The sequence below is a fragment of the Oharaeibacter diazotrophicus genome (genome assembly GCF_004362745.1).
Classification (GTDB): domain Bacteria; phylum Pseudomonadota; class Alphaproteobacteria; order Rhizobiales; family Pleomorphomonadaceae; genus Oharaeibacter; species Oharaeibacter diazotrophicus.
The window spans coordinates 183,307-209,444 of record NZ_SNXY01000011.1 but is presented as its reverse complement, the minus strand read 5'-3'; the positions used below and the strand labels follow the sequence as shown (position 1 = coordinate 209,444).

The 26,138-nt window shown below is 72.8% G+C and carries 31 protein-coding genes; 14 read left to right on the top strand and 17 right to left on the bottom strand.

Annotation, left to right across the window (positions count from 1 at the left end; translation table 11 throughout):
- Window positions 1-190 precede the first annotated feature (190 nt).
- From fabA to fabI, 3 genes are all read left to right on the top strand, one after another.
- Window positions 191-715 carry a 3-hydroxyacyl-[acyl-carrier-protein] dehydratase FabA gene (fabA, locus tag EDD54_RS21260; RefSeq protein ID WP_126540594.1) on the top strand — a complete coding sequence of 175 codons (525 nt, stop codon included), beginning with the start codon at window positions 191-193 and terminating at the stop codon, window positions 713-715.
- Between the two features lie 103 nt (window positions 716-818).
- The gene (gene fabB, locus EDD54_RS21255; RefSeq protein WP_126540593.1) at window positions 819-2,042 is read left to right on the top strand and encodes a beta-ketoacyl-ACP synthase I; all 1,224 of its coding nucleotides are present in this window, start codon (window positions 819-821) and stop codon (window positions 2,040-2,042) included.
- A gap of 49 nt (window positions 2,043-2,091) precedes the next feature.
- On the top strand, window positions 2,092-2,925 hold the full coding sequence (gene fabI, locus EDD54_RS21250; RefSeq protein ID WP_126540592.1) for an enoyl-ACP reductase FabI: 834 nt from the start codon (window positions 2,092-2,094) through the stop codon (window positions 2,923-2,925).
- A gap of 48 nt (window positions 2,926-2,973) precedes the next feature.
- Here the strand turns inward: fabI and EDD54_RS21245 are convergent, their stop codons facing one another.
- Window positions 2,974-3,945, bottom strand: coding sequence for an acetyltransferase domain-containing protein (locus EDD54_RS21245; RefSeq protein WP_165644516.1), 972 nt, complete (start codon window positions 3,943-3,945; stop codon window positions 2,974-2,976).
- A gap of 82 nt (window positions 3,946-4,027) precedes the next feature.
- Between EDD54_RS21245 and EDD54_RS21240 the strand changes: the two genes are divergently transcribed.
- Complete coding sequence (locus EDD54_RS21240) at window positions 4,028-5,104, top strand: hypothetical protein (RefSeq protein ID WP_126540590.1); 1,077 nt, start codon at window positions 4,028-4,030, stop codon at window positions 5,102-5,104.
- Here the strand turns inward: EDD54_RS21240 and EDD54_RS21235 are convergent.
- From EDD54_RS21235 to EDD54_RS21210, 6 genes are read right to left on the bottom strand one after another with little or no spacing between them, the layout of a single operon-like run.
- Entirely contained in the window at window positions 5,097-6,353 is a 1,257-nt protein-coding gene (locus EDD54_RS21235) for an ABC transporter substrate-binding protein (RefSeq protein WP_126540589.1), read from the bottom strand. The genes EDD54_RS21240 and EDD54_RS21235 overlap by 8 nt on opposite strands.
- 52 nt (window positions 6,354-6,405) lie before the next feature.
- Window positions 6,406-6,822: a hypothetical protein gene (locus EDD54_RS21230; RefSeq protein WP_126540588.1), complete on the bottom strand. Its 417-nt coding sequence runs from the start codon at window positions 6,820-6,822 to the stop codon at window positions 6,406-6,408.
- The gene (locus EDD54_RS21225) at window positions 6,819-7,877 is read right to left on the bottom strand and encodes an aldo/keto reductase (RefSeq protein ID WP_126540587.1); all 1,059 of its coding nucleotides are present in this window, start codon (window positions 7,875-7,877) and stop codon (window positions 6,819-6,821) included. Before EDD54_RS21225 ends, EDD54_RS21230 begins: the two co-directional genes overlap by 4 nt.
- Window positions 7,877-8,248, bottom strand: a complete 372-nt coding sequence (locus EDD54_RS21220) for a TIGR04076 family protein (protein ID WP_126540586.1) — start codon at window positions 8,246-8,248, stop codon at window positions 7,877-7,879. The genes EDD54_RS21225 and EDD54_RS21220 overlap by 1 nt, the downstream gene beginning before the upstream one ends.
- Window positions 8,245-8,736: a DUF3830 family protein gene (locus EDD54_RS21215; RefSeq protein ID WP_126540585.1), complete on the bottom strand. Its 492-nt coding sequence runs from the start codon at window positions 8,734-8,736 to the stop codon at window positions 8,245-8,247. Before EDD54_RS21215 ends, EDD54_RS21220 begins: the two co-directional genes overlap by 4 nt.
- A complete protein-coding gene (locus EDD54_RS21210) occupies window positions 8,733-9,557 on the bottom strand; it encodes a GntR family transcriptional regulator (protein WP_126540584.1) in 825 nt (274 codons plus the stop codon). Before EDD54_RS21210 ends, EDD54_RS21215 begins: the two co-directional genes overlap by 4 nt.
- 91 nt (window positions 9,558-9,648) lie before the next feature.
- On the opposite strand from EDD54_RS21210, the gene EDD54_RS21205 reads away from it, so the two are divergent.
- The 5 genes from EDD54_RS21205 to EDD54_RS21185 are packed head-to-tail and all read left to right on the top strand — an operon-like array spanning window position 9,649 to window position 14,369.
- Window positions 9,649-10,449 (top strand): ABC transporter ATP-binding protein, encoded by an 801-nt coding sequence (locus EDD54_RS21205; RefSeq protein ID WP_245515845.1) that lies wholly within the window; start codon window positions 9,649-9,651, stop codon window positions 10,447-10,449.
- Entirely contained in the window at window positions 10,446-11,192 is a 747-nt protein-coding gene (locus tag EDD54_RS21200; RefSeq protein ID WP_126540582.1) for an ABC transporter ATP-binding protein, read from the top strand. The genes EDD54_RS21205 and EDD54_RS21200 overlap by 4 nt, the downstream gene beginning before the upstream one ends.
- Window positions 11,189-12,097, top strand: a complete 909-nt coding sequence (locus tag EDD54_RS21195; protein WP_126540581.1) for a branched-chain amino acid ABC transporter permease — start codon at window positions 11,189-11,191, stop codon at window positions 12,095-12,097. The genes EDD54_RS21200 and EDD54_RS21195 overlap by 4 nt, the downstream gene beginning before the upstream one ends.
- Window positions 12,094-13,074 carry a branched-chain amino acid ABC transporter permease gene (locus EDD54_RS21190; RefSeq protein ID WP_126540580.1) on the top strand — a complete coding sequence of 327 codons (981 nt, stop codon included), beginning with the start codon at window positions 12,094-12,096 and terminating at the stop codon, window positions 13,072-13,074. The genes EDD54_RS21195 and EDD54_RS21190 overlap by 4 nt, the downstream gene beginning before the upstream one ends.
- The gene (locus EDD54_RS21185) at window positions 13,071-14,369 is read left to right on the top strand and encodes an NAD(P)/FAD-dependent oxidoreductase (protein WP_126540579.1); all 1,299 of its coding nucleotides are present in this window, start codon (window positions 13,071-13,073) and stop codon (window positions 14,367-14,369) included. Before EDD54_RS21190 ends, EDD54_RS21185 begins: the two co-directional genes overlap by 4 nt.
- Before the next feature lie 34 nt (window positions 14,370-14,403).
- On the opposite strand, the gene EDD54_RS21180 is transcribed toward EDD54_RS21185, so the two are convergent.
- The gene (locus EDD54_RS21180; protein WP_245515844.1) at window positions 14,404-15,504 is read right to left on the bottom strand and encodes a LacI family DNA-binding transcriptional regulator; all 1,101 of its coding nucleotides are present in this window, start codon (window positions 15,502-15,504) and stop codon (window positions 14,404-14,406) included.
- Window positions 15,497-16,048 carry an Lrp/AsnC family transcriptional regulator gene (locus tag EDD54_RS21175; protein WP_126540578.1) on the bottom strand — a complete coding sequence of 184 codons (552 nt, stop codon included), beginning with the start codon at window positions 16,046-16,048 and terminating at the stop codon, window positions 15,497-15,499. Before EDD54_RS21175 ends, EDD54_RS21180 begins: the two co-directional genes overlap by 8 nt.
- A 69-nt stretch (window positions 16,049-16,117) precedes the next feature.
- On the opposite strand from EDD54_RS21175, the gene EDD54_RS21170 reads away from it, so the two are divergent.
- Entirely contained in the window at window positions 16,118-16,735 is a 618-nt protein-coding gene (locus tag EDD54_RS21170) for a LysE family translocator (RefSeq protein ID WP_208112249.1), read from the top strand.
- 141 nt (window positions 16,736-16,876) lie between these two features.
- On the opposite strand, the gene moeB is transcribed toward EDD54_RS21170, so the two are convergent.
- The 5 genes from moeB to hslV are packed head-to-tail and all read right to left on the bottom strand — an operon-like array spanning window position 16,877 to window position 20,327.
- A complete protein-coding gene (moeB, locus tag EDD54_RS21165) occupies window positions 16,877-17,638 on the bottom strand; it encodes a molybdopterin-synthase adenylyltransferase MoeB (RefSeq protein ID WP_126540576.1) in 762 nt (253 codons plus the stop codon).
- A gap of 3 nt (window positions 17,639-17,641) precedes the next feature.
- Window positions 17,642-18,067, bottom strand: coding sequence for a type II toxin-antitoxin system VapC family toxin (locus tag EDD54_RS21160; RefSeq protein ID WP_126540575.1), 426 nt, complete (start codon window positions 18,065-18,067; stop codon window positions 17,642-17,644).
- The gene (locus EDD54_RS21155; RefSeq protein WP_126540574.1) at window positions 18,064-18,372 is read right to left on the bottom strand and encodes a hypothetical protein; all 309 of its coding nucleotides are present in this window, start codon (window positions 18,370-18,372) and stop codon (window positions 18,064-18,066) included. The genes EDD54_RS21160 and EDD54_RS21155 overlap by 4 nt, the downstream gene beginning before the upstream one ends.
- Before the next feature lie 47 nt (window positions 18,373-18,419).
- On the bottom strand, window positions 18,420-19,724 hold the full coding sequence (gene hslU, locus EDD54_RS21150; protein ID WP_126540573.1) for an ATP-dependent protease ATPase subunit HslU: 1,305 nt from the start codon (window positions 19,722-19,724) through the stop codon (window positions 18,420-18,422).
- A gap of 42 nt (window positions 19,725-19,766) precedes the next feature.
- Window positions 19,767-20,327, bottom strand: a complete 561-nt coding sequence (gene hslV, locus EDD54_RS21145; protein ID WP_126540572.1) for an ATP-dependent protease subunit HslV — start codon at window positions 20,325-20,327, stop codon at window positions 19,767-19,769.
- A gap of 150 nt (window positions 20,328-20,477) precedes the next feature.
- On the opposite strand from hslV, the gene EDD54_RS21140 reads away from it, so the two are divergent.
- Window positions 20,478-21,347 (top strand): SDR family oxidoreductase, encoded by an 870-nt coding sequence (locus tag EDD54_RS21140; protein ID WP_126540571.1) that lies wholly within the window; start codon window positions 20,478-20,480, stop codon window positions 21,345-21,347.
- 107 nt (window positions 21,348-21,454) lie between these two features.
- Window positions 21,455-22,507, top strand: a complete 1,053-nt coding sequence (locus EDD54_RS21135; RefSeq protein WP_126540570.1) for an acyltransferase family protein — start codon at window positions 21,455-21,457, stop codon at window positions 22,505-22,507.
- Window positions 22,508-22,534: 27 nt separating this feature from the next.
- Here EDD54_RS21135 and EDD54_RS21130 read toward each other — a convergent pair whose 3' ends face one another.
- Window positions 22,535-23,119 (bottom strand): NADPH-dependent FMN reductase, encoded by a 585-nt coding sequence (locus EDD54_RS21130; protein ID WP_126540569.1) that lies wholly within the window; start codon window positions 23,117-23,119, stop codon window positions 22,535-22,537.
- Window positions 23,120-23,255: 136 nt separating this feature from the next.
- Between EDD54_RS21130 and mbfA the strand changes: the two genes are divergently transcribed.
- A complete protein-coding gene (mbfA, locus tag EDD54_RS21125; RefSeq protein WP_126540568.1) occupies window positions 23,256-24,227 on the top strand; it encodes an iron exporter MbfA in 972 nt (323 codons plus the stop codon).
- Window positions 24,228-24,288: 61 nt separating this feature from the next.
- On the opposite strand, the gene msrA is transcribed toward mbfA, so the two are convergent.
- Together msrA and EDD54_RS21115 are read right to left on the bottom strand one after the other, a co-directional pair.
- Window positions 24,289-24,951, bottom strand: a complete 663-nt coding sequence (gene msrA, locus EDD54_RS21120; protein ID WP_126540567.1) for a peptide-methionine (S)-S-oxide reductase MsrA — start codon at window positions 24,949-24,951, stop codon at window positions 24,289-24,291.
- 33 nt (window positions 24,952-24,984) lie between these two features.
- Window positions 24,985-25,290: a hypothetical protein gene (locus EDD54_RS21115; protein WP_126540566.1), complete on the bottom strand. Its 306-nt coding sequence runs from the start codon at window positions 25,288-25,290 to the stop codon at window positions 24,985-24,987.
- 226 nt (window positions 25,291-25,516) lie between these two features.
- On the opposite strand from EDD54_RS21115, the gene EDD54_RS21110 reads away from it, so the two are divergent.
- Window positions 25,517-26,041 carry a protease inhibitor Inh/omp19 family protein gene (locus EDD54_RS21110; protein WP_126540565.1) on the top strand — a complete coding sequence of 175 codons (525 nt, stop codon included), beginning with the start codon at window positions 25,517-25,519 and terminating at the stop codon, window positions 26,039-26,041.
- Window positions 26,042-26,138: the final 97 nt, after the last annotated feature.

Here is a 26,138-nt window from a genome sequence, read left to right as displayed (position 1 = left end):
ATGCCGACGCGCCCTCGCAAGCCGGCCCCCGGCGCGTGGAATCCCGGCGCGTCCCTCGCGAAATCTCCGCAAGGCTGCGGCTTTCGATGAGGGGCCGGCTGTGCTAGGACATCTGCCGGTTCGTCCGGGGCGGATCCTCGATCGCATGGCGCGGGGCCGTCCGGACCACACGAGAGGCGACGGCAACGGTATGGACGGTCGACGGTCGAGTTTCGAATACGAGGATCTGCTCTCCTGTGGGCGGGGCGAGATGTTCGGCCAGGGCAACGCCCAGCTGCCGCTGCCGCCCATGCTGATGTTCGACCGCATCTCGGAGATCTCCGAAGAGGGCGGCGAGCACGGCAAGGGCCTGATCCGCGCGACGCTGGCGATCCGCCCGGACCTCTGGTTCTTCCCCTGCCACTTCAAGGGCGACCCGGTGATGCCCGGCTGCCTCGGCCTCGACGCGCTCTGGCAACTGCTCGGCTTCTTCCTCGGCTGGTCCGGTTCGCCGGGCCGCGGCCGCGCCCTGTCGGTCGGCGAGGTCAAGTTCTCCGGCATGGTCACCCCGGCGGTGAAGCTGGTCGAGTACGGCGTCGACCTGAAGCGCGTGCTGCGCTCCAAGCTGGTGCTCGGCATCGCCGACGGCTGGCTGAAGGCCGACGGCGAGACCATCTACAAGGCGACCGACCTGCGCGTCGGCCTGTTCAAGACGGAAACCGCGCCGGCCGCCTGACCGGCCGCGCATCCGGAGTGGAGGCCCCGCGCCCGCGCCGCCGCTTGCGGCCGTGGGCGGCGGGCGCGTCGCCAACACTCCGCGGGAGCTCGAGGAAACATCCATGAGACGAGTCGTCGTCACCGGCATGGGCATCGTGTCGTCCATCGGCAACAACACCCAGGAGGTGCTGGCGTCGCTGCGCGAGGCGAAATCCGGCATCGTCCCCGCCCCGGCCTATGCCGAGAAGGGCTTCCGCTGCCAGGTCGAGGGCCGTCCGTCGCTGAACCCGGAAGAGGTGCTCGACCGTCGCGCCATGCGCTTCCACGGCGGCGGCACCGCCTGGAACCACGTCGCGATGGATCAGGCGATCCGCGACGCCGGCCTCGAGGCGAACGAGATCTCGCACGAGCGCACGGGTATCATCATGGGCTCGGGCGGCCCGTCGACCCGCGCCATCGTCGAGGCCGCCGACGTCACCCGCGACAAGGGCCCGAAGCGCGTCGGTCCCTTCGCCGTGCCGAAGGCGATGTCCTCGACCGCGTCGGCGACGCTCGCCACCTGGTTCAAGATCAAGGGCGTCAACTATTCGATCTCCTCGGCCTGTGCGACCTCCAACCACTGCATCGGCAACGCCGCCGAGATGATCCAGTGGGGCAAGCAGGACGTCATGTTCGCCGGCGGCTGCGAGGATCTCGACTGGACCCTGTCGGTCCTGTTCGACGCCATGGGCGCGATGTCGTCCAAGTACAACGACCGCCCCTCGACCGCCTCGCGCGCCTACGACAAGAACCGCGACGGCTTCGTCATCGCCGGCGGCGCCGGCGTGCTGGTGCTCGAGGAGCTGGAGCACGCCAAGGCCCGCGGCGCCCGCATCTACGGCGAGATCGTCGGCTACGGCGCGACGTCCGACGGCTACGACATGGTCGCCCCCTCCGGCGAGGGCGCGGTGCGCTGCATGCGGCAGGCGCTTTCGACCGTGAAGGAGCGGATCGACTACATCAACCCGCACGCCACCTCGACGCCGGTCGGCGACGAGAAGGAGATCGAGGCGATCCGCGCCGTGTTCGGCGGCGCCGACAACTGCCCGCCGATCTCGGCGACCAAGTCGCTGACGGGCCACTCGCTCGGCGCCACAGGCGTCCAGGAGGCGATCTACTCGCTCCTGATGATGAACAACCGCTTCATCGCCGAGAGCGCCCACATCGAGGAGATCGACCCGGCCTTCGCCGACATGCCGATCGTGCGCGAGCGCATCGACGACGCCAGGATCGACACCGTGCTGTCGAACTCCTTCGGCTTCGGCGGCACCAACGCCACGCTCGTCCTCCAGCGCTACGCCGCGTGATCCCCGCGCGGCGCTGCACCTTCCCCGACAAGATCCAGGGCAGAACCACATGACCGGGCTCATGGCCGGCAAGCGCGGCCTCATCATGGGCGTCGCCAACGACCACTCCATCGCCTGGGGCATCGCCAAGGCGCTGGCCGGGGCGGGGGCGGAGCTCGCCTTCACCTACCAGGGCGAGGCCTTCGGGCGCCGGCTGAAGCCGCTGGCGGCGCAGGTCGGCTCCGACTTCATGGTGCCCTGCGACGTCGAGGACGTCGCCAGCGTCGACGCGGCCTTCGCGGCGCTCGCCGAGCGTTGGGGCTCCATCGACTTCCTGGTCCACTCGATCGGCTTCTCCGACAAGAACGAGCTGAAGGGCCGCTACGCCGACACCACGCGCGAGAACTTCACCCGCACCATGGTGATCTCGTGCTTCTCCTTCACGGAGGTGGCCCGGCGCGCGGCGGCGCTGATGCCGAACGGCGGCTCGATCCTGACGCTGACCTACGGTGGCTCCACGCGCGTGATGCCGAACTACAACGTCATGGGCGTCGCCAAGGCGGCGCTCGAGAGCTCGGTGCGCTATCTCGCCGCCGACTACGGCGCCGAGGGCATCCGCGTCAACGCCATCTCCGCCGGCCCGGTGCGCACGCTGGCCGGCGCCGGCGTCACCGACGCCCGCCTGATGTACAATTTCCAGAAGAAGAACGCGCCGCTGAAGCGCACCGTCACCATCGAGGAGGTCGGCGGCTCCGCGCTCTACCTGCTGTCCGACCTCTCGAGCGGCGTCACCGGCGAGATCCACTTCGTCGACAGCGGCTACTCGGTGATGTCGATGCCGCGCATCGACGAGCTGAAGGCGCAGGAGCGCCGCGAGGAAGCCGAGGCCGGCAAGGCCGACTGACGGCTGCGGCGCGCGGGCGGGGTTTTCCCCCCGCCGCGCATCCCGCGCTCACTCCGCCGGCGCCTCCGCGCCGGCGTCGTCCTCGGCGGTGCGGCATGTGGTGGCGGCCGTCGCCACCAGCGTGCCGAGTTCGGGATCGCCGCCGCGCACCGAGAAGTAGCTCGTGCCGTCGAGCGACGAGGCGACACAGCCGCAGAAGCGCTCGCAATAGCCCGGCCGGTCGTCCCAGCGCACGCATTCGGCCCGGCACTCCCCGACGAAGCGCGCCCGCTCCACCGCGGGGCTGGTCGGCAGCACGCCCGCGGCCACCGAGACGAGGCCGAACAGCAGCGGCTGGTGCACGAGATAGACCACGAGGCTCCAGCGTCCCGCCGCCGCGAGCGCGCGCAGCGGTGCCGCGGTCGGCGTCGCCGACGGCAGCCGGATCCGCCCGGTCGCGACCAACCGGCCGACGGCGACACCGACTAGCATCGGCGCCAGCCACGGGAACACCGGCACGTAGTCGTTTGAGACCGGCGTCGTCGTCGACAGCCCGACCCACCACAGGAGCGGCGCGTCGAACAGCGGATGCGTCACGGTCGCGGCGATCCACGACACGGCGGCGGCGAGGAGGGCCGGCACGATCGCCGGCGCGCCCAGCAGCGGCGCGGAGAGGATCGCGCCCGTCGCGATCATGTGCAGGATGCCGAAGAAGACGAAGGAATCCGGGAACATCGCGTAGGTCACCGCGGTCACCGCCGCCGCCGCGGCGCCGATCTTGGCGACCCGGAAGGCGTAGCGGCCGGCGTCGGCGCCGGCGCGGCGCGCGAGCACCAGCGACAGCCCGGAGATGGCGAGGAAGCTCGCCGCGATCGTCCGCGCGAAGTCGCGCCAGACCGGGTCGCCGGCGACGTCCCAGTCGACGAGGCGGTGGTAGGCGAGATCCCAGGAGAAGTGGTAGACGATCATCGCCACGAGGGCGACGCCGCGCAGGACGTCGACCACGGGCAGGCGGCGGGGTATGGCGGTCGAATCGTCCATGCGGACCTCCCACGGACGGTTTGGGCGAGAGCCCGGCCGGACGCAACAGCGAGATCGGACCCTGTCGACCGCCGAGCCCGCCATGCTGTTCGAGATCGCCGACGCCGATGTGACGGCCCGCGCCACCGCCGCGCGCGGCTCCGACGTCCTCGCCGTGGTGTTCTCGCAGGTCCGCGTTCCCGCCGGCCGGTTCGGGCTGTCGCGGCTGTTCGCGCGCACCGCCCACGCCTGCCTGTTCCTGAACCAGCCGGACAACGCGTGGTACCGCGGCGCCGAAGCCGCCGTCGACGCCGCGATCGCCCGCGCCGTCGACGCCGTCCGCCCGGCCCGCGTCGTGCTCTACGGCAGCAGCATGGGCGCGTGGGGCGCACTGTCTGCCGCCGCCCGCCGGCCGGACGCCGAGGCCGTCGCCTTCGCCCCCGACTTCTCCGTCGGCGAGCCCGGCGGCCGCTCCGCCGAGGCCGGCCTCGCGCCCGTCGACGGCGAGCCGGACCTCTCCGCGCTGCTCGCCGCCCCGCGCCGCGGCACGATCGACCTCGTGATCGGCCTCTACGACCCCTACGACGCCGGCGTCGCCGCCCGTCTCGTCGACATCGGCCTGCCTGCGGCGGTGCGGCTCTCCACCGTGGCCTCCGGCCACGAGGTCCACGACCACCTCTATTCGCTGAACGTGATACGCCGGGTCATCGCCGGCTTCGTGCGCCCGATCGGCGCCGAAGCGGTCGCCAAGGGCCTCGCCCTGCCGATCGGCGACACCGGTCGCCGGCACGCGCTCGCCCGCCTCGCCCTGGACCTCGGCGCGGGTCGGACGGTCGATCCCGCCGCCGTCGCCGCCGTGGCGTTCTCCGGCGACCCCGGCGCCGCCCTCGTCGAGGCCGAGGCGCTCGCCGCCGCCGGCCGCATCGACGAGGCCGAGCGCCGGCTCGCCCGGCTCGGGGTCGAGATCGCCGCCTCGCCGATCCTGTCCAGCCTGCCGAAGCGCTTTCGCAAGGAGGTGCCGCGCCGGCGGATCGCCCTCCTCGACGCCCTCGGCCGCACGGACGACGCCCGGATCGTCGCGGCCGAAGCCGCCGCCGCCTTCCCGACCGACGACGGCTTCGCCGCCCGCGCGGGGTTCGCGCCGCCGGACGAAGTGCCCGGCGGCGCAGATCTCACTTGATCGAGGCCTTGATCGCCGCGACGTCGTCGGTCGACATCTCGCCGGTGGTGGTCACGGCGCCGTCCTTGATCTGCCACAGCCGGAACGGGCCGGTGATGTCGCCGTACTGGTCGAAGGCGACCGGGCCGATCACGCCCTCGTAGCGGATCGGCTTGTCCTCGGCGATCAGCTTCAGCGCCTTGGCGAACTCGTCCTTGCCGGCGTGGATCGGCTCGCCCTTCGGGTCGAGCACGGCGTAGATCGCCTCGCGGATCTTGGCGCTGTCGGCGCCGCCGGCCTTGGCGACGGCGAGGCCGACGATGGCGCCGGCGTCGTAGGAGCGGTCGGCCGCCGGGTTCGACGGCTCGATGCCGGAGAAGGCCTTGTAGTTGGCGTTGAAGTATTCGGTAGAGGCCGTCGGGCTGGTGCCCGAGGAGGTGCCGTAGGCCTCGTTCAGGTATTCGGCGCCGACGCTGCCGATGAAGTCGGGGCTGTTCATGCCGTCGTTGAGCAGGAACTTCTGAACGCCGCCCTGGCTGATCCAGGTGCGGGCGATGGTGGCGCCGTCGACCGGGTAGCTGACGAGGTAGAGCCCGTCGGGCTCGCCGGCCATCGCGGCGGTGACCTCGGAGGCGTAGCTCGCCTGCTTCTCGTTGTAGGGCGTCACCGACACCACGGTGCCGCCGAGCGCCTCGTAGGCGCGCTTGAACTCGGCGACCATGTTGACGCCGAAGTCGTTGTTGACGTGGATCACCGCGAGCTTCTTGAAGCCCTTGTCGATCGCGTATTTCGCCGCCGCCACGCCCTGCAGGGCGTCGGAGGTGATGGTGCGGAAGAACATGCCGTTGGTCTTGCCGTCGCGGCCGAGCGCGGTCAGCGTCGGCGACGACGAGGCGGGCGAGACCTGGACCACCTTGGCCGGCGCGGTCACCGAGGTCAGGATCGGGATCGACACCGACGAGATGATGCCGCCGATCACCACCGGCACCTTCTTCACCTGCACCAGCTGGGTCGCGACGTCGACGGCGACGTTGCCCTGGCTCTGGCTGTCGCGGGTGTCGGTGACGAGGTCGCAGCCGGCGGCGCCGCCGGCCTCGTTGATGTCGCGGAAGGCCATCTCGACCGACTTGGCGCCGGCCTGACCGTATTCGCCCGCCGGACCGGTGAGTTCCATCACCAGCCCGATCTCGATCTTGCAGTCGGCCGCCGCGGCCGGCATCGCCGTCGCCGCCAAGAGCGCCGCGGCGAGAAGCTTCATCGTCGTCGTCATCGCATCGTCCCCTCTGTTGTTCGTTCCGATCGATCGACTGTCCTGGAGGCCCTCACGGCACCGCGATCCAGGTCTCCTGCAGGTGCCGCCAGACGACGCCGTTCGGCGCGGCCGCGTCCGGCACGAAGAGCGCGGTCGAGCGCCGGCGCGTCTTCGCGCCCCGCTTCCACTGCGTCTCGGTGTACTCGACCAGCACGGCGTCCACGCCCTCGTGGACGACCGCGAAATCGTCGACCGCGATGGCGAAGTCGTCGCCGACGCCCTCGGCCATGCGGTCGAAATGCGCCATCAGCTCGGCGCGGGTCAGCCGGCCGCCCTCGGTGGTGACCACCAGGAACTCCGGCGCCATCGTCGCCTCGAACGGGAAGTCGTGGCGCGAGCGGCCGCCGCGCCCGAGCGCCTGGAAGTCGGCGTGGCGGTCGCGGATGTCGCGGATGGCGCGGTTCGCGAGGCTCTCCATGGCGGTCACGACGCCTTCGCGTTTTCGTTGTAGCGCATGATCGAGCCGTGCCGGCCGTTCCGGTCGCGCTCGAGCTCGAAGGTGTCACCGGCCGGCCCGGTGCGGCGGTCGGTGACCGCGCGGATCGCGGCGTGGTCCTCGGCCATGAGGTCGAAGGAGCCGATCCGGACGTTGTCGGCGAGATGGGCGCGGTTGCGGGCGCCGACGATCACCGCCGCCACCGCCGGCGCGTCCAGCATCGCCCGGCTCGCCACCGTGGCGACGTCGACGCCGTGGCGGTCGGCGATCGCGCGCAGCGCCTGGAGCAGCTCCTGGTAGAGGTCCCAGCCGCCGAAATCGTCGATGACGAGCTTGTACTTGGTCAGCGAGCGGTTCTCGAGCGGCCCGGTCGGCTCCGGCCGGCCGAGCCAAGCGTCGGACAGGAAGCCGCCGGCGACCGAGCCGTAGCACATGAGGCCGAAGTCGTGGTCGAGCGCCGCCTGCACCAGGCCGTGGGTCGGCCGGGCGTCGAGCAGGGAATACTGCACCTGCATCGACACCACCGGGAAGCCGGCCCGCACCATCTCGAGCGTATGGGCGGTGTCGAAGTTGGTGCCGCCGACATGGGCGACCTTGCCCTCGCGGCGCATCTCGTCGAGCCAGCCGAACGCCTCCAGCCAACCCGGTACCGCGTAGTCCCACCAGTGGAACTGCACGAGGTCGAGCCGCTCCATGCCGAGCCGGCGCAGCGACTGCTCGACGATGGCGCGGACGTGCGAGCGCTTCAGCACCGGCAGTAGGTCGAGGTCCGGCACCAGCTTGGTGTGCACCTTGACCGCGGCGAGCGCGGCGGCGCCGTGGCGGCCGGCGTAGACTTGGCGGAAGGCGCCGATCAGTTCCTCGACGCCGGTGTAGATGTCGGCGCAGTCGAAGGTGGCGATTCCGGCCTCGGCGGAGGCGACGAGGTCCTCGACCGCGGCCGCGCGGTCGACCGCGCCGTGGCCGCCGGCGAGCTGCCAGCCGCCGCGGACGATCCGGGCGATCCGGTAGCCGGGACGCAGTTCGATGGTGGGAACGCTCGCCATCAGGGGGCCTCTCCTGCCGTGTCCCGCGGCGGCAGCGGCACCGCGGTGGTCTCGGAATGGCGGAAGCGCCGGCGGCCGGTCCTGACGATCCTGAGCCGCGACGGGCAGTTCGGATCGGGACAGGCCACCTCGGCGTCCGTGCTCATCCAGTCGTTCGGATCGGTGACGCGCTGCTTGGCGGCGAGCAGCGGCAGCACCGCCGCCAGCGAGTAGATCGAGAAGCCCTGGCCGGGCGGCAGCTTCAGCATCTCGCCGTGCAGCTCGAAATGGTCGCCGGGCACGGCGCCGCAGTAGAGCTTCGCGCCCGCCGGCGCCACCACCTCGCAGCGCAGGTCCCAGAGCTCGAAGCCGTCGTCGGCCGCCGCGCTCACGACGCGTCCCCCGCGGTGAGCGCGAACCGGACCTCGCAGGCGCCCGACCGGCGGATCCGGCCGCAGGCCTCCGCGAGCGCCGCCCGCTGCTCGGGCCTGACCTTGCCGACCACGCTGCCGGCGAGCCAGCCGATCGGGAACAGCATCCGCGCGTTCGGCCCGTAGAACAGGCCGATGTCGAAGATCGGGTCCGGGCTGCCGCCCCAGGTCCGCGCCGGCACGTAGGCGAGAACGAGGTCGCCGGCCTCCGGCGTCAACGTCGCGTTCTCGGCCGGCAGCGCGGTCGCCGCCACGTCGGGGGCGAGCTGCGCGGGCGGGATCGGACAGGAGATCTCCGGCCCGGTCCACATCGCGTGCAGCCCCGGGATCAGCCGCGGCGTCGCGAGATGGGCGACGAGGAAGGCGACGTTGACGGGCGCGCGCTCGGCGAGCAGCACGGCCTCGACGTCGAGGCCCGACCGTTCCTCGGTGATGCGGACGACGCTCACGGCTCCTCCTCGCTCTCGGGGGCGCGCAACAGGTCGAAGGCGCGGCCGATGTCGGCGGCGAGCGCCGCCCGGGCGGCGACCGGGTCGCGCCGCTCCAACGCCACCAGGATCTCGCCGTGGTAATAGTCCGACGACAGCCGGCTGGCGTCGTCGAAGGCGACCGCGGCGGCGCGGACGTAGGGGCCCGACTGCAGCCACAGGCTCTCGATGATCGGGATCAGTACGTCCGATCCGGACGCGTGGTAGATCAGGAAATGGAAGGCTTGGTTGAGCTCGAGCTCGCGCGTGACGCGCTCGGCCTTGGAGGCGCGCTTCAGCTCCAGCCACTCGGCGGTGAAGCCCTTCAGCCGTTCGAGCTCGTGGCCCTTCAGCCGCGGGGTGGCCAACGCGATCGCCTCGCCCTCGACGAGGACGCGGGCGTGCAGGAGGTCGTCGACGCGCCGGCCGGTCACCACCGGTACCCGGATCGAGCGGTTCGGCAGCGCCTCCAGCGCCTTCTCGGAGATCAGCCGCCCCAGCGCCTCGCGCACCGGCATGGTCGACGTCGCGAGCGCGGCGGCGAGCGCCTGGATCGTCAGCACCTGACCGGGATCGAACAGGCCGCAGATCAGCGCGCGGCGGAGCTCGGCGTAGACCCGGTCCTGCACGGTCTCGCGTCCGACCGGGGCGAGTGCCGGCAGCGCGCCGGCGTCGGTGGCGACCGTCCGGCCGCGGCGGGCGCCGGGACGCGCCGCCCCCCCGGCCTTCGGACCATTGCCCTTCGGAGCATCGCCCTTCGCCCCGCCACCCTTCGACCTCGTGCCCGCCGTGCCGTCGGCCATCGCGCCGTCCCCCTTGCGTCCACGGATGGCATCATATTACCGTGATCATATCAAGCGTGATCAAAAATCACGAAATGCGACGGGGGCCCGCTTGCACGCCGCTCCACCCACCCTTTCCGACGCTCCCGGCACCGCCGCGATCGAGACGCGCAACGTCGTCAAGCGCTTCGGCGGCGTCGCCGCGGTCGACGGGGTGTCGCTGGCGGTACGCCCCGGCGAGATCGTCGGGCTGATCGGCCCGAACGGCGCCGGCAAGACCACGATGTTCGACCTGCTCGCCGGCCGGCACGCGCCGACCTCGGGCGAGATCCTGGTCGCCGGCCGCCCGGTGCAGCACGAGCAGGCGCACCGGCGCCTCGCCGCCGGCCTCGGCCGCACCTTCCAGATCCCGCGGCCCTTCCCCGAGATGACGCTGACCGAGAACGTGATGACGGCGGCGCAGCGCCACGTCGGCGAGGCGATCCTGCCGAACCTGTTCCGCCCCGGCCGCGTCGCCGCCGCCGAGCGCGCCGCCGCCGAGCGCGCCCGCGCCCTGCTCGACTTCGTCGCCCTCGGCCACCTCGCCGACCAGCCGGCCAGAGTGCTCTCCGGCGGCCAGCGCAAGCTGCTGGAACTCGCCCGCGTCATGATGGCCGAGCCCGCCACCATCCTGCTCGACGAGCCCGCCGCCGGCGTCAACCGCACGCTGCTCGGGCTGATCGTCGACCGCATCCTCGCCGTCAACGCCCGCGGCGTCACCTTCCTGGTCATCGAGCACGACATGGACATGGTCGCCCGGCTGTGCGGCCGGGTCTACGTGATGGCCGCCGGGCGCCTCCTCGCCGAGGGCGCCCCGGCCGAGGTCGCGCGCGACCGCCGGGTCGTCGAGGCCTATCTCGGCGGTGCCGCGTGAGCGCCGCGCCGATCCTTTCCACCGCGGGCCTCGTCGCCGGCTACGATCCAGGCGTGCCGATCGTCCGCGGCGCCTCGATCGCGGTCGGCCGCGGCGAGATCGTCGTGGTGCTCGGTCCCAACGGCGCCGGCAAGTCGACGCTGATCAAGGCGATCGCCGGGCTGGTGCCGATCTCCGCCGGCAGCGTCGTCCTCGCCGGGCGCGATGTCACCCGCACACCCGCGCACCGCATGGTCCACGAGGGCCTCGCCTTCGTGCCGCAGACCGAGAACGTGTTCCCGCGCATGTCGGTCGACGACAACCTGCGCGTCGCCGGCGCCGTGTTCGGCCGCGCCGGCCTCGCCGCCCGGGTCGACGCCATGTACGCCCTCTTCCCCGACCTCGCCCGCCAGCGCCGGCTCGACGCCGGCCGGCTCTCCGGCGGCCAGCGCCAGATGGTGGCGGTCGCCCGCGCCCTGATGGTGGGGCCGAGCGTGCTGATGCTCGACGAGCCCTCCGCCGGCCTGTCGCCCAAGCTGGTCGCCGAGGTGTTCGCCAAGCTGGTCGAGATCCGCGAGGGCGGCGTCACCATCCTGCTGGTCGAGCAGAACGCCAAGGCCGCCCTCGCCATCGGCGACCGCGCCTACGTGCTGGTCGAGGGCCGCGAGCGCCACGAGGGGCCTGCCGCCGCCCTCTGGGACGATCCGGCCGTCGCCGAACTCTACCTCGGGGTCCGCCCGGTCGGCGACGGAGGCGCGCCATGAGCCTGCAGTTCCTCGCCGACGGCCTGATCGCCGGCGCGCTGATCGGCCTCGGCGCCATCGGCGTCACCCTCACCTACACCATCCTGCGCTTCGCCAACTTCGCCCACGGCGAGTTCGTCACCGTCGGCGCCTACGCCGGCCTCGCCCTCCTCGCCCCGATCGCCGCGCTCGCCGGCGGCGCGATGGCGTGGAAGCCGCTGTCCTTCGGCTGGCCACTGGCGCTCGCCGCCGTCGGCGGCATGGCGGTCGCCGCCCTCCTCGCCGTCGCGCTCGACGCCCTGTTGTTCTCGCGGCTGCGCGAGCGCGGCGGCACCATCGTCGTCGTGATGGCGAGCTTCGGCGCCTCGATGGCGCTGCGCGCCCTCGTCGAGTTCACCTTCACCTCGAGCCCGACCTATTTCTCCCGCGCGATCCAGATCGCCATGCCGATCGGCCTCGGCATCCGCGTCACGCCCGACCAGATCGCCCTGCTCGCGGCCACCGCGGTCCTGGTCGTCGCCGTCCACCTCGCCCTGACGCGGACCCAGACCGGCCGGGCGATGCGGGCGGTCAGCCAGAACCCCGCGCTCGCCCGCGTCGTCGGCATCGACGTCGCCACCGTCGTCCGGATCACCTGGATCGCCGGCGGCGCGCTCGCCGGCGCGGCCGGCATCGCCGGCGGCCTCCTGGTCCAGATCCGCCCGACCATGGGCTTCGACCTCCTGCTGCCGCTGTTCTCCGCGGCGATCCTCGGCGGCATCGGCAGCGTGCCCGGCGCGGTCGCGGGCGGGCTGATCGTCGGCCTCGCCGAGGCGGCGACGGTGCAGTTCGTCGGCGCCGAGTGGCGCGCCGGCGTCGCCTTCGTGCTGCTCGTCGCCGTGCTGCTGGTGCGCCCGACCGGGCTGTTCGGAAAGGGCGAGGCATGATCGACCTCCTCTCCTACGGCGCCTTCTTCCTGACGACGGCGCTGACCTATTCGCTGATCTGCCTCGGCCTGAACCTGCAATGGGGCCAGACCGGCCTCTTCAACGTCGGCGTCGCCGGCTTCGTCGCCGTCGGCGCCTACGCCTCGGCGCTGCTGACGACGCCCGACGCGCCGGACCGGCTCGGCGGGCTCGGCCTGCCGATCGTCGTCGGCTGGCTCGGCGCGGGCGTCGCCGCCGCCGCCATCTCGGCCGCCGTCGGCGCGCTGACGTTGCGCCTGCGCTCGGACTATCTCGCCATCACCACCTTCGGCGTCGCGGTGGCGATCCACCTCGTCGCGCTCAACGCGGTGCCGCTGACCGGCGGGCCGTTCGGCGTCGGTTTCATCCCGCGTCCCTTCGCCGGCCTCGCCGCGACGCCCGGCCTGTTCGGCGCGGTCAACCTCGCCGTGGTCGCCGCCGTGGTGCTCGCGGTCTACCTCGCCCTGGAACGGCTCGTCGCCAGCCCCTGGGGCCGCGCGCTCCGGGCGCTGCGCGAGGACGAGACCGCCGCCGCCTCGCTCGGCAAGGACCCGACCCGGCTGCGCCTGCAGGCCTTCGCGATCGGCGGCGCGGCGATGGGTCTCGCCGGCGCGCTCCAGGCCCATTTCATCGGCTTCGTCGCCCCCGACAACTACCAGCCGACGCTGACCTTCCAGGTCTGGACCATGCTGATCGTCGGCGGCTCCGGCAACAACCGCGGCGCCATCGCCGGCGGCGTGCTGGTCTGGGGCCTGTGGGCGCTGTCGTCGTCGCTGGTCGGCGCCTTGGTGCCGCCCGAGCACCAGGCCCGCGCCGCGGCGTTGCAGATCGTGGCGATCGGCATCATGCTGGCCGCCGTCCTGGTGTTCCGACCGCGCGGCCTGATCGGCGAGACGAGGACCGTGTCGCGGCACCTCCGCGCGCGTCCGACACCGCCGGGGGGAACCGCGTCGCCGTGACGGCCATCGCCACCACCACGCGCTTCGGCGTGCCGCTCTGGACCGCCACCGCCCGCCCGCGCGCGGTGCGCCCCGCCCTTGCCGGCGAACGCCGCACCGCCGTCGCCGTGGTCGGCGGCGGCTTCCTCGGCCTCTCCGCCGCGCTCCATCTCGCCGAGAGCGGCCGCGCCGTCACGCTGGTCGAGGCCGGCACCATCGCCGCCGGCGCCAGCGGCCGCAACGCCGGCTTCGTGGTCCCGAACTTCGCCAAGGTCGACCCGGACGCGGTCCTCGCCCGCCTCGGCCCGGAGGCCGGCGAGCGCCTGCTCGCCGCCACCGGCGCCTCCGCCGACCTCGTCTTCGGATTGATACGCCGGCTCAAGATCCGCTGCGACGCCCGCCAGTCCGGCTGGATCCAGCCGGCCCACGCCAAGGTCGCGCTACCCAAGTTGTCGAAGCGGGCCAGGGCCTGGGCCGACCGCGGCCGTCCCGCCGAGTGGCTGAAGGCCGAGGATCTCGCCGCCTCGCTCGGCACCGCCTATTCCCCCGGCGGCTGGATCGACCGCTCCGGCGGCGTCGTCCACCCGGTCGACTATGCCGCCGGCCTCGCCGCCGCCGCCGAGGCGGCCGGCGCGGTGGTCCACGAGCGCAGCCCGGTCACGGCGCTGGAGCGCGACGGCTCCGGCTGGACCGTCGTCACGCCCCGCGGCCGGATAGGCGCCGACGCCGTCGTCGTCGCCACCAACGCCATGGGTGCGCTCGATCGCCGGCTCGCCCTGAGCTTCCTGCCGCTCACCGTCCACCAGATCGCGACCGAGCCGCTGCCCGCGTCGGTGCGCGCACGCCTGCTGCCGGACGACCAGTGCGTCTCCGACACCGCCCGCGACCTCTTCACCTTTCGCTTCGACGCCGAGAACCGCCTGATCACCGGCGGCATGGCGGCCTGGCCCTTCGGCGCCGAGCGGCGCATCCCCGCCGCCATCCACGCCCGCGCCGCCCGCATCCTCGGCCTGCCCGACCTGCCGCCGATCGCCCACGCCTGGACCGGCGTCGCCGCCGTGATGCCGGACTTCCTGCCGCACCTGTTCGAACTCGCCCCCGGCCTCCTCGCCGGCATCGGCTGCAACGGGCGCGGCATCGCCGTCTCCACCATGATCGGCAAGGCGATCGCCGACCACCTCTGCGGCCACGACGGCATCGGCCTGCCCTTCGCCGCGCCGATCCCGATCGCCGTCCACCGGCTGGCCCGCCTCGCCCCCTACGCCTTCCTGCCCTACGCGCGCCTCCGCGACGCCCTCGACCGCCGCAAGGGGTGATCCCGCCGCGCCCCGGGCCTCGTTACAATCGATTTCACCGCCGCGGCGCCGGCCCCGTCGAGCCGCGTACCACCAGCGACACCGGCAGCGTCACGACGCGGCTGCCGCGGTCTTCGGCGTCGCCGTCGAACACCATGCGGATCGCGGCGGCGCCCTTGTCCTCGATCGGCTGGTGCACCGTGGTCAGCGACGGGCGCACCGTCGCCGCGTCGTCGACGTCGTCGTAGCCGGTGACGGAGACGTCCTCCGGCACGCGCCGGCCGGCCGCCCGGAGCGCGTCGATCGCGGCCATCGCCAGCACGTCGGACATGCAGAGGAAGGCGGTGACCGCGGGATCGCGCGCCAGCACCGCCATCACGCCGGCCTCGGCGGCGGCCGCGGTGTTCGGGCTCTCCCACACCAGCGGCTCGGGCGCACCGACCGCCGCGATGGCGTCGCGGAAGCCGGCGAGGCGGTTGCGGACCACGTCGTAGCGGATCGCCTTGACGCGGTCGCAGTCGACGAAGCCGACGCGGCGGTCGACGTCGAAGCCGAGCGCCAGCACGGCGAAGCGGCGGTGGCCGAGGTCGGCGAGATGGGCGGCGGCGAGCCGGGCGCCGGCACGGTCGTCGACCTGGACCACGTCGGCGCCGTTGCCCGGCGAATGGTCGACCGCCACGAAGGGCAGGCCGCGCCGGGCGGCGTGGTCGACCAGCCGGCTGCCCTCGACGAGGCAGTTGAGGATGAAGCCGTCGACTAGCGCGGTCCTGATGTTCCAGCTCGCCGCCTCGTCGTCGGCGGCCGAGACCAGCGCGATGCCGGCGCCACGGTCGTCGCAGCCGCGCGCGATGCCGGCGAGCAGGCGGCGGTCGTAGGGGTCGGCGAAGAAGGTGGCGAGCGGATCGCCCGAGACGACGCCGATGGCGTTGACCCGGCCGGCGCGCAGCAGCCGGCCGCGCGGGTCCGGGCCGCGGTAGCCGAGCGTGCGCGCCGCCGCCTCCACCCGCTCGCGCAGCTCCGGGCTGACGAGGTCCGGACGGTTGAAGACGTTCGAGACCGTGCCCTGGCTGACGCCCGCCGCGCGCGCGACGTCGGCGAGCTTCACCGTGTTGCTCATGCGCGCACCGTAGCGGCCGGCCGGCGGGGCTTCAACCACGGTCCGGCTCCGCCCCGACGTGGCCGAGCGGCAGCGCGCCGCCGTCCTTGACGGTCTGGATCGCGAAATTGGAGCGGATGTCCTGGACGCCCGGCACTTTCAGCAGCGTGCCCGTGAGGAGCCGCTCGTAGGCGGCGAGGCCCGGCAGCACCACCTGCAACAGGAAGTCGGATTCACCGGAGACGAGGTGGCAGCTCACCACCTCCGGCAGCGCGGCGACGGCGGTGCGGAAGGCCGAGGCGTCGGCGTCGGTGTGCCGCGCCACCTTGACCCCCACGAACACCGTCAGGCCGAGGCCGACCGCCGGCCGGTCCAGCGTCGCCCGATAGCCGGTGATCACCCCGGCCTCCTCGAGGGCACGCACGCGCCTGAGGCAGGGCGACTGCGACAGCCCGACGGCGTCGGCGAGGTCGACGTTGGAGATCCGGGCGTCCCCCTGCAGCGCCGCGAGGATGCGGCGGTCGATCGCGTCGAGCTTGGGTTTCGGCAGGATCCACCTCCAGAGCGCCCATTCGGGGCGGGATCTGCCGATTTCATGATCCATCCGGGCAGGGAACGCAAGGACTCTCCCGCCCTCTCCGCGCTATCCAGGAGCGGTCCAGGGAGCCCCGCCGTGACCGACCCCGCCCTCTTCCTCGCCGCCCTCGCCGTCGCCTTCCTGGTGCCCGGCCCCGACATGATGCTGGTGATCCAGACCGGCGCCGCCCGCGGACGCGCCCACGTCGCGGCCAGCGCCGCCGGGCTCGGCCTCGCCCGCGCCGGCCACGTCGTGCTCTCCGCCGTCGGCCTCGCCGCCGTGGTCGCGGCCTCGCCGCTCGCCTACGAGGTGATCCGCTGGGCCGGCGCCGCCTATCTCGCCGTCCTCGGCGTGAAGATCCTGCGCGCGCCCTCGCTGCTGCCGGGCGCCGCGGCCGGCGGCCCCACCGGCGGCCCGCTCGCCGCCTCGGTGCGCCGCGGCCTCGCCACCAGCGCCCTCAATCCCAAGGCCTACCTGTTCACGTCGGTGTTGCTGCCGCAGTTCGTCGACCCCGCCGCCGGCGGCGTCGGCGCCCAGTTCGCCCTGCTCGGCGCCGTCCTGGTCGCGGTCGGAGCCGGCTTCGACCTCGTCTTCGGCTTCGCCGGCGGCGCGCTCGGCCGCCTCGCCCGCGGCCACGGGCTGGTCGAGCGGGTGCAGCGCTGGGTGTTCGGCACCGTGCTGATCGGCTTCGGCCTGCGCCTCGCCGCCGCGTGAGCCCTGTCCCGTAAAGTCCCGACTCGTCGGGATTTTACGGCGTCTCTGCCTTTCGGCCGACGCCCGGTCGGGCGCTTCTCGCGCGCAAGGCTCCGACCAGCGCTCGGAACTTTGCGAGCTCGGTACGAGCCCCCGAGGGCGTCACTCCGCCCGGCGGCGGGTGCGGTAGCGCACCGTCTCGAAGCGCATCGCCAGGGTGTCCACGAGCAGCAGCCGGCCGACCAGCGGTTCGCCGATGCCGCAGACGAGCTTGATCACCTCCATCGCCTGCAGCGAGCCGAGCACGCCCGGCAGCGCGCCGATCACGCCCGCCTCGGCGCAGGTCGGCACCGTGCCCGGTGGCGGCGCCTCCGGGAAGAGGTCGCGGTAGCCGGGATTGGGGCGCCCCTCGGCGTCGCTCTCGTAGGGCATCAGCGTCGTCAGCGAGCCGTCGAAGGTGCCGATCGCCGCCGTCACCAGCGGCCGGCGCACCGCCGCGGCGGTGTCGGCGAGGAGATAGCGGGTCGTGAAATTGTCCGAACCGTCGACGATCACGTCGTAGCCGGCGAGGAGGTCGGCGGCCCGGTCGGGCCCGAGCCGGAAGCCGTGCGCCTCCACCGTCACATTCGGGTTGATCCGCGCCACCGCGGCGGCGGCGCTCGCGACCTTCGGCCGTCCGACCGCGTCGGTGTCGTGGATCACCTGACGCTGCAGGTTCGACAGCGACACCGTGTCGTCGTCGACGAGGCCGAGCGTGCCGACGCCCGCCGCGGCGAGATACTGGATCGCCGGCGCCCCGAGGCCGCCGGCGCCCACCACCAGCACCCGCGCCGCCTTCAGCTTCTGCTGCCCTGGCCCGCCGACCTCGCGCAGCACGATGTGGCGGGCGTAGCGTTCGATCTCGAGGGGGGAGAGGGGGGTCATCGGTCAGGCGTCCATCAGGGGAATGAGGTCGGCGCCGCGCCGGCGGGCAGCGGCGACGAGGTCGCGATCCTTGGTGGCGAGGGGAAGGGAGAGGCGCAGCGCGAGTTCCAGGTAGCTCGCGTCATAGACCGTGAGCCGCTCGGCTACGGCGAGATCGACCGTCGCCGTCCATACCCACGTCTGGCCGTTCTCGTCGGTCCGGATCGGTAGCCGTTCGATTTCAGCCAAACGGACGCGAGCCCCACCGGCCACGATCCTCCCGCGCCGTTCGGCCAGCACCAGGACATTGGCGAACTCCAGCCGCCATATGGACGGCACGACCGCGCCCTGCTCCTCCACCCGGGCAAGCAGACGAGCGGCCGCTTCGCTCCATTCGTCTTCGAAAGCCCAGGTCAGCGCCGCGGAGCAGTCGAGGACGAGGCCCGTCACCGGCGTCCCTCGTCGCGGAGCGCCTTCCAATCGAGACCGCCGAGCGTGACGCCCTTGCGAAGTTCGCGCAATTCCCTGGCCAATGGCGATTCGGCCGCGGCGTCCACGACCGCCGGCTCGATCGGCTCCGCAGGAGTGGACGTGTCCGCGACCGTGTCGCCCGAAGGAATGGCCATGGCGGCCGGCGGCTCGATGCGGGCGATGACGACGCCATTGCGCTCCAAGAGAACGACGTCGCCCGCCTCGACCTTGGCGATCAAGGCGAGGAGTTCGTGCGGCAGAGTGTCGGCGGCGACCCTGATCATCGGCTCGGCTCCTTCGCGTCCGATCATAGTCGCCGCCGCCCGCCTTGTCACAGGATGAAGCGGCTGAGGTCGGCGTTGCGGGCGAGGTCGCCGACCGCCGCGCGCACGAAGGCGGCGTCGATCGTCACGGTCTCGCCGGAACGGTCCGGCGCGGTGTAGGAGATGTCGTCGAGGATCCGCTCCATCACCGTCTGCAGCCGGCGCGCGCCGATGTTCTCGACCGAGGCGTTGACGTCGACCGCGATGCCGGCGATCGCGTCGACCGCGTCCTCGGCGAAGACGAGGGTGACGCCCTCGGTCGCCATCAGCGCCACGTACTGCTTGATCAGGCTCGCCTCCGGCTCGGTCAGGATCCGGCGGAAGTCCTCGCGCGTCAGCGGCTTCAGCTCGACCCGGATCGGCAGGCGGCCCTGCAGCTCCGGCAGCAGGTCCGACGGCTTGGCGACGTGGAAGGCGCCGGACGCGATGAACAGGACGTGGTCGGTCTTGACCGGCCCGTGCTTGGTCGAGACCGTCGTGCCCTCGATCAGCGGCAGCAGGTCGCGCTGCACGCCCTCGCGGGAGACGTCGCCGCCGACCCGGCCGTCGCGGGCGCAGATCTTGTCGATCTCGTCGAGGAAGACGATGCCGTTGTTCTCCACCACCCGGATCGCCTCCTGCACCACCTGCTCCTGGTCGATGAGCTTGTCGCTCTCCTCTTGGATCAGCGGCTCGTAGGCGTCCCTGACGGTGGTGCGGCGGGTCTTCTTCTGGCCGCCCATCATCTTCGACATCATGTCGGAGAGGTTCATCACGCCGACCGTGCCACCGGGCACGCCGGGGATCTCGAAATTCGGCGCGCCCGCCGGCGCGGTCGTCTGGATCTCGATCTCCTTGTCGTCGAGCTCGTTGGCGCGCAGCTTGCGGCGGAAACTGTCGCGCGTCGCCGGGCTCGCCGAGGCGCCGACCAGGACGTCGAGCACGCGCTCCTCGGCCTGCATGTGCGCCTTTGCGCGGACGCCCTTGCGCCCGGCCTCGCGCACCTGCCCGATCGCGACCTCGACGAGGTCGCGCACGATCTGCTCGACGTCGCGGCCGACGTAGCCGACCTCGGTGAACTTGGTCGCCTCCACCTTGATGAAGGGCGCGTTGGCGAGCTTGGCGAGCCGGCGGGCGATCTCGGTCTTGCCGACACCGGTCGGCCCGATCATCAGGATGTTCTTCGGCAGCACCTCCTCGCGGAGCGGGCCGACGAGCTGCAGGCGGCGCCAGCGGTTGCGCAGCGCGATCGCGACCGCGCGCTTGGCGTCCTTCTGGCCGACGATGTAGCGGTCGAGTTCGGAGACGATCTCCCGGGGGGAAAAATCGGTCATCGGGGGCATGGTCCTCGGTTGGCCCTCTGGGCGAGCGGCCGGTCAGGCGGTGGCGTCGAGGCTCTCGACCACCACGTTCTCGTTGGTGAAGACGCAGATCTCGGCGGCGATCGCCATCGCCCGCCGCGCGATCGCCTCGGCGTCGCGGTCGGTGTCCATCAGGGCACGGGCGGCGGCGAGCGCGTAGGTGCCGCCGGAGCCGATGCCCATCACGCCGCCCTCGGGCTCGAGCACGTCGCCGGTGCCGGTCAGCACGAGGCTGACCTCGGCGTCGGCCACCAGCATCATCGCCTCGAGCCGGCGCAGGTAGCGGTCGGTGCGCCAGTCCTTGGCGAGCTCGACACAGGCGCGGGTGAGCTGGCCGGGATACTGCTCGAGCTTGGCCTCGAGCCGCTCGAACAGGGTGAAGGCGTCGGCGGTGGCGCCGGCGAAGCCGGCGAGCACGTCGCCGCGGCCGAGCCGGCGCACCTTGCGCGCGGTGTGCTTGATCACGGTGTTGCCGAGCGACACCTGGCCGTCGCCGGCGACGACGACCTTGCCACCCTTGCGCACCGTGACGATCGTGGTGCCGTGCCACGGCGGCGAGGGGTTCTGTTCCGACATGGGAAACTCCGATCTGGCGGACGGCGAGGGCCCGGAGCACCCTCCCCGCCCCTGCGGGTTCGCGGGACCGGTCGGCCCGCGGATCGCCGCTTTATGTAGGCCGGCGCCTCGTCTATGCAAACGGACGGTGCGACGGTGCGGGAGGACGGCGTGCGGCTCTTCGTGTTCGGATACGGCTATTCCGCCGCGGCCGCGGTGCGCCGGCTCGCCGGGCCCTCGACCGAGGTCGCCGCGACCACCCGCGACCCGGCCAAGGCCGAGGCGATGCGCGCCGCCGGCATCGACGCCATCGTCTTCGACGGCCGCGACCCCGCGCCGCGCCTGCGCGAGGCGCTCGCCCGGGCGAGCCACGTGCTGGTATCGGTCGCCCCCGGCGAGGCCGGCGACCCCGTGCTGAACGTCCACGGCGCCGACCTCGCGCTCGCCCGATCGCTCGCCTCGATCGTCTATCTTTCCACCGTCGGCGTCTACGGCGACCACGGCGGCGCCTGGGTCGACGAGCGCACGCCCGAGAAGCCGGTGTCGGCCCGCTCGGTCGCCCGCCTCGCCGCCGAGGCGCGCTGGCGCCGCCACGGCGCGATGACCAAGGTGCCGGTGGCGATCCTGCGGCTCTCCGGCATCTACGGCCCCGGCCGCAACGCCTTCGTCAACCTCGCGGACGGCACCGCCCGGCGGCTGGTCAAGCCGGGGCAGGTGTTCAACCGCATCCACGTCGACGACATCGCCGAGGCGGTCCGCCTCGCCTTCCGCAAGGGCGCCGACGGCGTTTTCAACGTCACCGACGACGAGCCTTCGCCGCCGCAGGACGTCGTCGCCCACGCCGCCGCGCTGATGGGCGTCGCCCCGCCGCCGGAACAGGACTTCGAGACCGCCGACCTGTCGCCGATGGCGCGCAGCTTCTACGGCGAGAACAAGCGCGTCGCCAACGCCCGCTCCAAGCGCGAACTCGGCCTCGTCTACGGCTACCCGAACCACCGCGTCGCACTCGAGCGGATGTGGCGCGAGGACGGCTGGCGCTGACCCCGGCCGTCGCACCGGGCGGCTTTGCCAAGGCGGGCGATTCACCCTATGCAGTCGGCGGCAACCGCCGCCGTGGCTGCGGCTTCGACCTCTGACCGTGGGCATCGATGCGGGATCGGCGACCGGAACTCGACGGACTGCGCGCCTATGCCGTCGCGGCGGTCGTCGCGCTGCACGTCGCGCCGAACACGATCCGCGGCGGCTTCCTCGGCGTCGACGTCTTCTTCGTCCTCAGCGGCTTCCTCATCACCGAGAGCCTGCTCGGCGACCGCGACGCCGCCGGCCGGCTGCGCATCCGCGCCTTCTACGCCCGCCGCGTCCGCCGCATCTGGCCGGCGCTCGCCGTGCTGCTGATCGCGGTCGCCGCGGGCACCTTGCTCGCCGGATTGCCGTACGCCCGGCAGTACCGGCAGGTCCTGCTGGCGGCCGCCAGCCTGACCAACTGGTTCGTCGCCTTCGACTTCGAAAGAGGCGGCATCCTCGCCCACACGTGGTCGCTGTCGCTCGAGGAACAGTTCTACCTGCTCTGGCCGACGCTCCTGACCCTCCTGTTGCGGCTGCCGAGCCGGCGCGCGGCCGTCGCGGTCGTCGTCGGCGCGATCGTCGCCGTCGCGGCGTGGCGGCTCGCCCTGGCGCTCGGCGGCGCCGCGCCGGCCCGCACCTACGCCGGCCTCGACACCCGGGCGGACGCCCTCCTGATCGGTTGCGCCCTGGCGCTCGCCGGCGTGGAAGCCGTACCGGAACGTCTGGTCCGCGCGCTCGCGCCGATCGCCCTCGCCGTGCTCGTCGCCGTCTTCGTTCGGCTCGGCTGGACCTCGCGGGTGATGGCGATGGGCGGCTTCACCGTCGTCGCCCTCTGCGCGGCGGTGCTCGTCGTCGCCGCGCACCGCCCGGGTCGGATCGGCCGCTGCCTGCTCGGCAACCGGCTCGTCCTGTGGGTCGGTGCTCGTTCCTACGGCATCTACCTCTGGCACGTCCCGATGCTGTTCTTGGCCTTCAGGAAGCTCGGCGCCAATCCGGCCTCGGCCCTCCTGGCGCTGGCGGGCACCATCGCGCTGGCGGCGCTGTCGTACCGCTGGATCGAGCGGCCGTTCCTGCGCCGCCGCGACGAGCCCCGCCCGGCCGCCGGCGCGCCGGCCCCCGTCCGGCCGGCGCGCTGACGGACGAGCCCCGAGAGCCGCCGTCCGTCAGGTCCGGCGGGCCGCTTCCTCGATCAGCCGGGCGACCACGCCGTCGAGCTGCGCCTGCGCCCGCTCCGAGGCGAGCGCCCCGTCGGGCGCGAAGGCGGTGGAAGCGGAGGGCACCGAGACCTGGTCCGGCAGCACCCAGGCGCCGAGCGACATCGTCAGGATGTGGCGCAGGTGCGCCAGCGACCGCGTCGCGCCGAAATAGCCGGGCGAGGCGCCGCCGAGCGCGAAGATCCGGTCCTTCCACGGCGTCGGCGCCCGCGGGCCGTCCGGGCGGATCCGGCTGACCCAGTCGATCGTGTTCTTCAGGAGCGGCGTGACCGACTGGTTGTACTCCGGCGAGGCGATGAACACGCCGGCGTGCGCGATCATCAGGTCGTGCAGCCGCCGCCCCGCCTCCGGAACGCCCTCCGCCTTCTCGAGGTCGCCGTCGTAGATCGGCATCGGATAGTCGGCGAGCGAGATCAGCGTCGGCTCGCCGTCGCGCAGCGCGATCGCCTTGACCGCGAGGGCCGCGAGGCGGGCGTTGAAGCTCTCGGCCCGGATCGAGCCGGAGAACACCAGGATCTTGGGACGGACGGCCATGGACGCTCCTCGTCGTCGGCGGTGGTGGCATGCGGATCGGCCGACCCGCGCGGAGAACATAGCGCAGCCGCGCGGGGTTGCCGCCGCCGCATTCGCGCGTTAATTTGGAATCATTCTAAACTGGAATGGCGAACTCATGCTTTCCCTGTCCCGTCGCGACTTCTCCGACCTTGGCGAGAAGGAGATCCTGGCGCTCGCGATCTCCTCCGAGGAGGAGGACATGAAGATCTACGCCACCTACGCCGACGGCCTCAGGGCCGATCATCCGGCGTCGGCGGCGATGTTCGACGCCATGGCGGCCGAGGAGAACGAGCATCGCCTGCGCCTGATCGAGACCTTCCGCACCCGCTTCGGCGAAACCATCCCGCTGATCCGGCGCGAGCACGTCCGCGGCTTCTACCAGCGCAAGCCCTATTGGCTGGTCCGCCCGCTCGGCCTCGACCGCGTCCGCGACGAGGCCGCCGACATGGAGCGGCAGGCCGAGCTGTTCTACATGAAGGCCGCCGAGCGCACGTCCGACGCCGCCACCCGCGCGCTGCTCGGCAGCCTCGCCGCCGCCGAGCGCGGCCACCGGCACGTCGCCGAACGGCTCGAGCAGCGCCACCTGCCCGACGACGTGCGCGCCGACGAGGACGCCGCCGCCCACCGCCAGTTCGTGCTGACCTACGTCCAGCCCGGTCTCGCCGGCCTGATGGACGGCTCGGTCTCCACCCTCGCGCCGGTGTTCGCCGCCGCCTTCGCGACCCAGAACACCTGGGAGACCTTCCTGGTCGGCACCGCCGCCTCGATCGGCGCCGGCATCTCGATGGGCCTGACCGAAGCGCTCTCCGACGACGGCTCGCTGACCGGCCGCGGCAGCCCGGTGGCGCGCGGCACGGCCGCCGGCGTGATGACGGCGGTCGGCGGCCTCGGCCATTCGCTGCCCTACCTGATCCCCGACTTCTGGAGCGCCACGGCCGTGGCGATCCTGATCGTGTTCGTCGAGCTCTGGGCGATCTCCTACATCCGCTGGAAGTACATGGACACGCCGTTCCTGCGCGCCGCCTTCCAGATCGTCGTCGGCGGCCTGCTGGTGTTCGGCACCGGGATCTTGATCGGCAGCTCCTGACGGGCACCGGCCTCGCGAGACCTCGCGGGCTCCCGACGCGCGGGAGCCCGCCGGACCATTCTCAGGCGGTCACGCCGGTCGGCAGCGGGCAGGAGACGCCGGTGCCGCCGAGACCGCAGTAGCCGTTCGGGTTCTTCGCGAGATACTGCTGGTGATAGGCCTCGGCGTAGTAGAACGGCCCGGCCGGCAGGATCTCGGTCGTCACCGCCTTGAGCCCGCGGGCGGCGAGCGCGGCGCCGTAGCGCGCGGCGGCGTCCTCGGCTGTGGCGCGCTCCTCCTCGGTCTCGTAGTAGATGCCCGAGCGGTACTGGGTGCCGACGTCGTTGCCCTGGCGCATGCCCTGGGTCGGGTCGTGGTTCTCGAAGAACACCTTGAGCAGACCCGCGTAGGAGATCACGGCGGGGTCGTAGACCACGCGCACCACCTCGTTGTGGCCGGTCAGGCCGGTGCAGACCTCCTCGTAGGTTGGGTTCGGCGTATGGCCGCCGGCGTAGCCGACCATGCTGACGACCACGCCCGGCGTCTGCCAGAACCGCCGCTCGGCGCCCCAGAAGCAGCCGAGGCCGAAGGTCGCCGTGCGCAGGCCCTCGCCGTAGGGGCCCTTCAGCGGCCGGCCGTTGACGTGGTGGGTATCGGCGGTCGGCCGCGGCTCCGGCCGGCCGGGCAGCGCCTCGGCGGCCGCGGGGATGGCGAGCTTCTTGCCGAGCATGTTGAGCAGGTACATTCCTCGTCTCCCTCGGATGGCCGGTCGGATCGGTCAGCGGCCGCGCCGGCGCTTGGCGCCGGCGACCAGCAGCGCGACGCCGCAGAGGCCGCCGACCGCGAAGGTGGGGGCCGCCAGGAAGGCCGCCGCCACCGCCTCCCATAGATAGGCGGGCGTCGCCGCCTTCGCCACGGACGTGAAGGCCGCGAGCGAGCCCGGGCTCGCCGCCCCCCAGGTCGCCCCGAGCGGCGTGAAGGTCCAGGCGTCGGCGGACAACGACTTCACCCCGTCCGCCACCAGCGCGACGAAGGAGGCCGCGAAGAGCACGAGGCCGAGGGTGCGGACGACGAAGGCGATCAAGGGGCGGGGCTCCGGAGATCGGCGGCGGGGCCCCAGCGATACGACGACCGTGCCTTCTCGGCAACGCTCGGCGGCGACGGCGCGCCCGGGCGGCATTTCCGGACCTTGCTCACTTCTCACGGGAAAACGGCAGTCTATCATGCCGGTCGAAAAGCGCGGACGGCCGGCGAGTCGAGGAGAGGCCCCTCGACGCCGCGCCGCCGATCGGCCAAGGAGAATTACGACGATGCGTCTCGCCCCGCTCGCCAGCACCCTCGCGGTCGCCGTCCTGGTCGCCGCGTGCGGCCGCTTCGGTGGTTCCGAACCCGTCCGCGGCGGCGTCGCGCCGCTGCAGCCGCAGCCGATCGCCCCGGTCGCGGCCCAGCCGCTGCCGCCGCCGGTGGTCGCCCCGGTGACGCCGGTGGCCCCCGCCCCGGTCGACACCGCCGCCCTGACGCCGAACGAGCCGACCGCCGCCACCGCCGTCGAGATCCGCAAGCCCGACCTCTCGGGCGGCTGGAAGCTCGCCTCGGCCGGTGAGAACTGCCAGCTGTTCATGAACCTCACCAGCTGGACCGGCGGCTATCGCGCCAACACCCGCGGCTGCGCCTCCGACGAGCTGAAGTCGATCGGCGCCTGGGACCTCGACGGCAAGCAGGTCGTCCTCAAGGACGCCTCCGGCTCGGTCGTCGCCACCCTCTACGCCTCGGCGGCGACACGCTTCTCCGGCCAGACCGCGATCTCCAAGCGCGGCATCCAGGTCTTCCGCTGATCCCGACCGGGCCGTCGGTCCGCGGCGGCGCCCCTTGCCCGGGCGCCGTCCGGCCGCGGCCGCCGGAGGCCGACCCGGCCGCCCTCGCACCGGACGT

Bases quoted from the DNA above. Each gene is read 5' to 3' on its own strand.
- fabA (WP_126540594.1), top strand. From the start codon at position 191: ATGGACGGTCGACGGTCGAGTTTCGAATACGAGGATCTGCTCTCCTGT.
- fabB (WP_126540593.1), top strand. From the start codon at position 819: ATGAGACGAGTCGTCGTCACCGGCATGGGCATCGTGTCGTCCATCGGC.
- fabI (WP_126540592.1), top strand. From the start codon at position 2,092: ATGACCGGGCTCATGGCCGGCAAGCGCGGCCTCATCATGGGCGTCGCC.
- EDD54_RS21245 (WP_165644516.1), bottom strand. From the start codon at position 3,945: ATGGACGATTCGACCGCCATACCCCGCCGCCTGCCCGTGGTCGACGTC.
- EDD54_RS21240 (WP_126540590.1), top strand. From the start codon at position 4,028: ATGCTGTTCGAGATCGCCGACGCCGATGTGACGGCCCGCGCCACCGCC.
- EDD54_RS21235 (WP_126540589.1), bottom strand. From the start codon at position 6,353: ATGACGACGACGATGAAGCTTCTCGCCGCGGCGCTCTTGGCGGCGACG.
- EDD54_RS21225 (WP_126540587.1), bottom strand. From the start codon at position 7,877: ATGGCGAGCGTTCCCACCATCGAACTGCGTCCCGGCTACCGGATCGCC.
- EDD54_RS21210 (WP_126540584.1), bottom strand. From the start codon at position 9,557: ATGGCCGACGGCACGGCGGGCACGAGGTCGAAGGGTGGCGGGGCGAAG.
- EDD54_RS21195 (WP_126540581.1), top strand. From the start codon at position 11,189: ATGAGCCTGCAGTTCCTCGCCGACGGCCTGATCGCCGGCGCGCTGATC.
- EDD54_RS21190 (WP_126540580.1), top strand. From the start codon at position 12,094: ATGATCGACCTCCTCTCCTACGGCGCCTTCTTCCTGACGACGGCGCTG.
- EDD54_RS21175 (WP_126540578.1), bottom strand. From the start codon at position 16,048: ATGGATCATGAAATCGGCAGATCCCGCCCCGAATGGGCGCTCTGGAGG.
- moeB (WP_126540576.1), bottom strand. From the start codon at position 17,638: ATGACCCCCCTCTCCCCCCTCGAGATCGAACGCTACGCCCGCCACATC.
- EDD54_RS21155 (WP_126540574.1), bottom strand. From the start codon at position 18,372: ATGATCAGGGTCGCCGCCGACACTCTGCCGCACGAACTCCTCGCCTTG.
- hslU (WP_126540573.1), bottom strand. From the start codon at position 19,724: ATGACCGATTTTTCCCCCCGGGAGATCGTCTCCGAACTCGACCGCTAC.
- hslV (WP_126540572.1), bottom strand. From the start codon at position 20,327: ATGTCGGAACAGAACCCCTCGCCGCCGTGGCACGGCACCACGATCGTC.
- EDD54_RS21135 (WP_126540570.1), top strand. From the start codon at position 21,455: ATGCGGGATCGGCGACCGGAACTCGACGGACTGCGCGCCTATGCCGTC.
- EDD54_RS21130 (WP_126540569.1), bottom strand. From the start codon at position 23,119: ATGGCCGTCCGTCCCAAGATCCTGGTGTTCTCCGGCTCGATCCGGGCC.
- mbfA (WP_126540568.1), top strand. From the start codon at position 23,256: ATGCTTTCCCTGTCCCGTCGCGACTTCTCCGACCTTGGCGAGAAGGAG.
- msrA (WP_126540567.1), bottom strand. From the start codon at position 24,951: ATGTACCTGCTCAACATGCTCGGCAAGAAGCTCGCCATCCCCGCGGCC.
- EDD54_RS21110 (WP_126540565.1), top strand. From the start codon at position 25,517: ATGCGTCTCGCCCCGCTCGCCAGCACCCTCGCGGTCGCCGTCCTGGTC.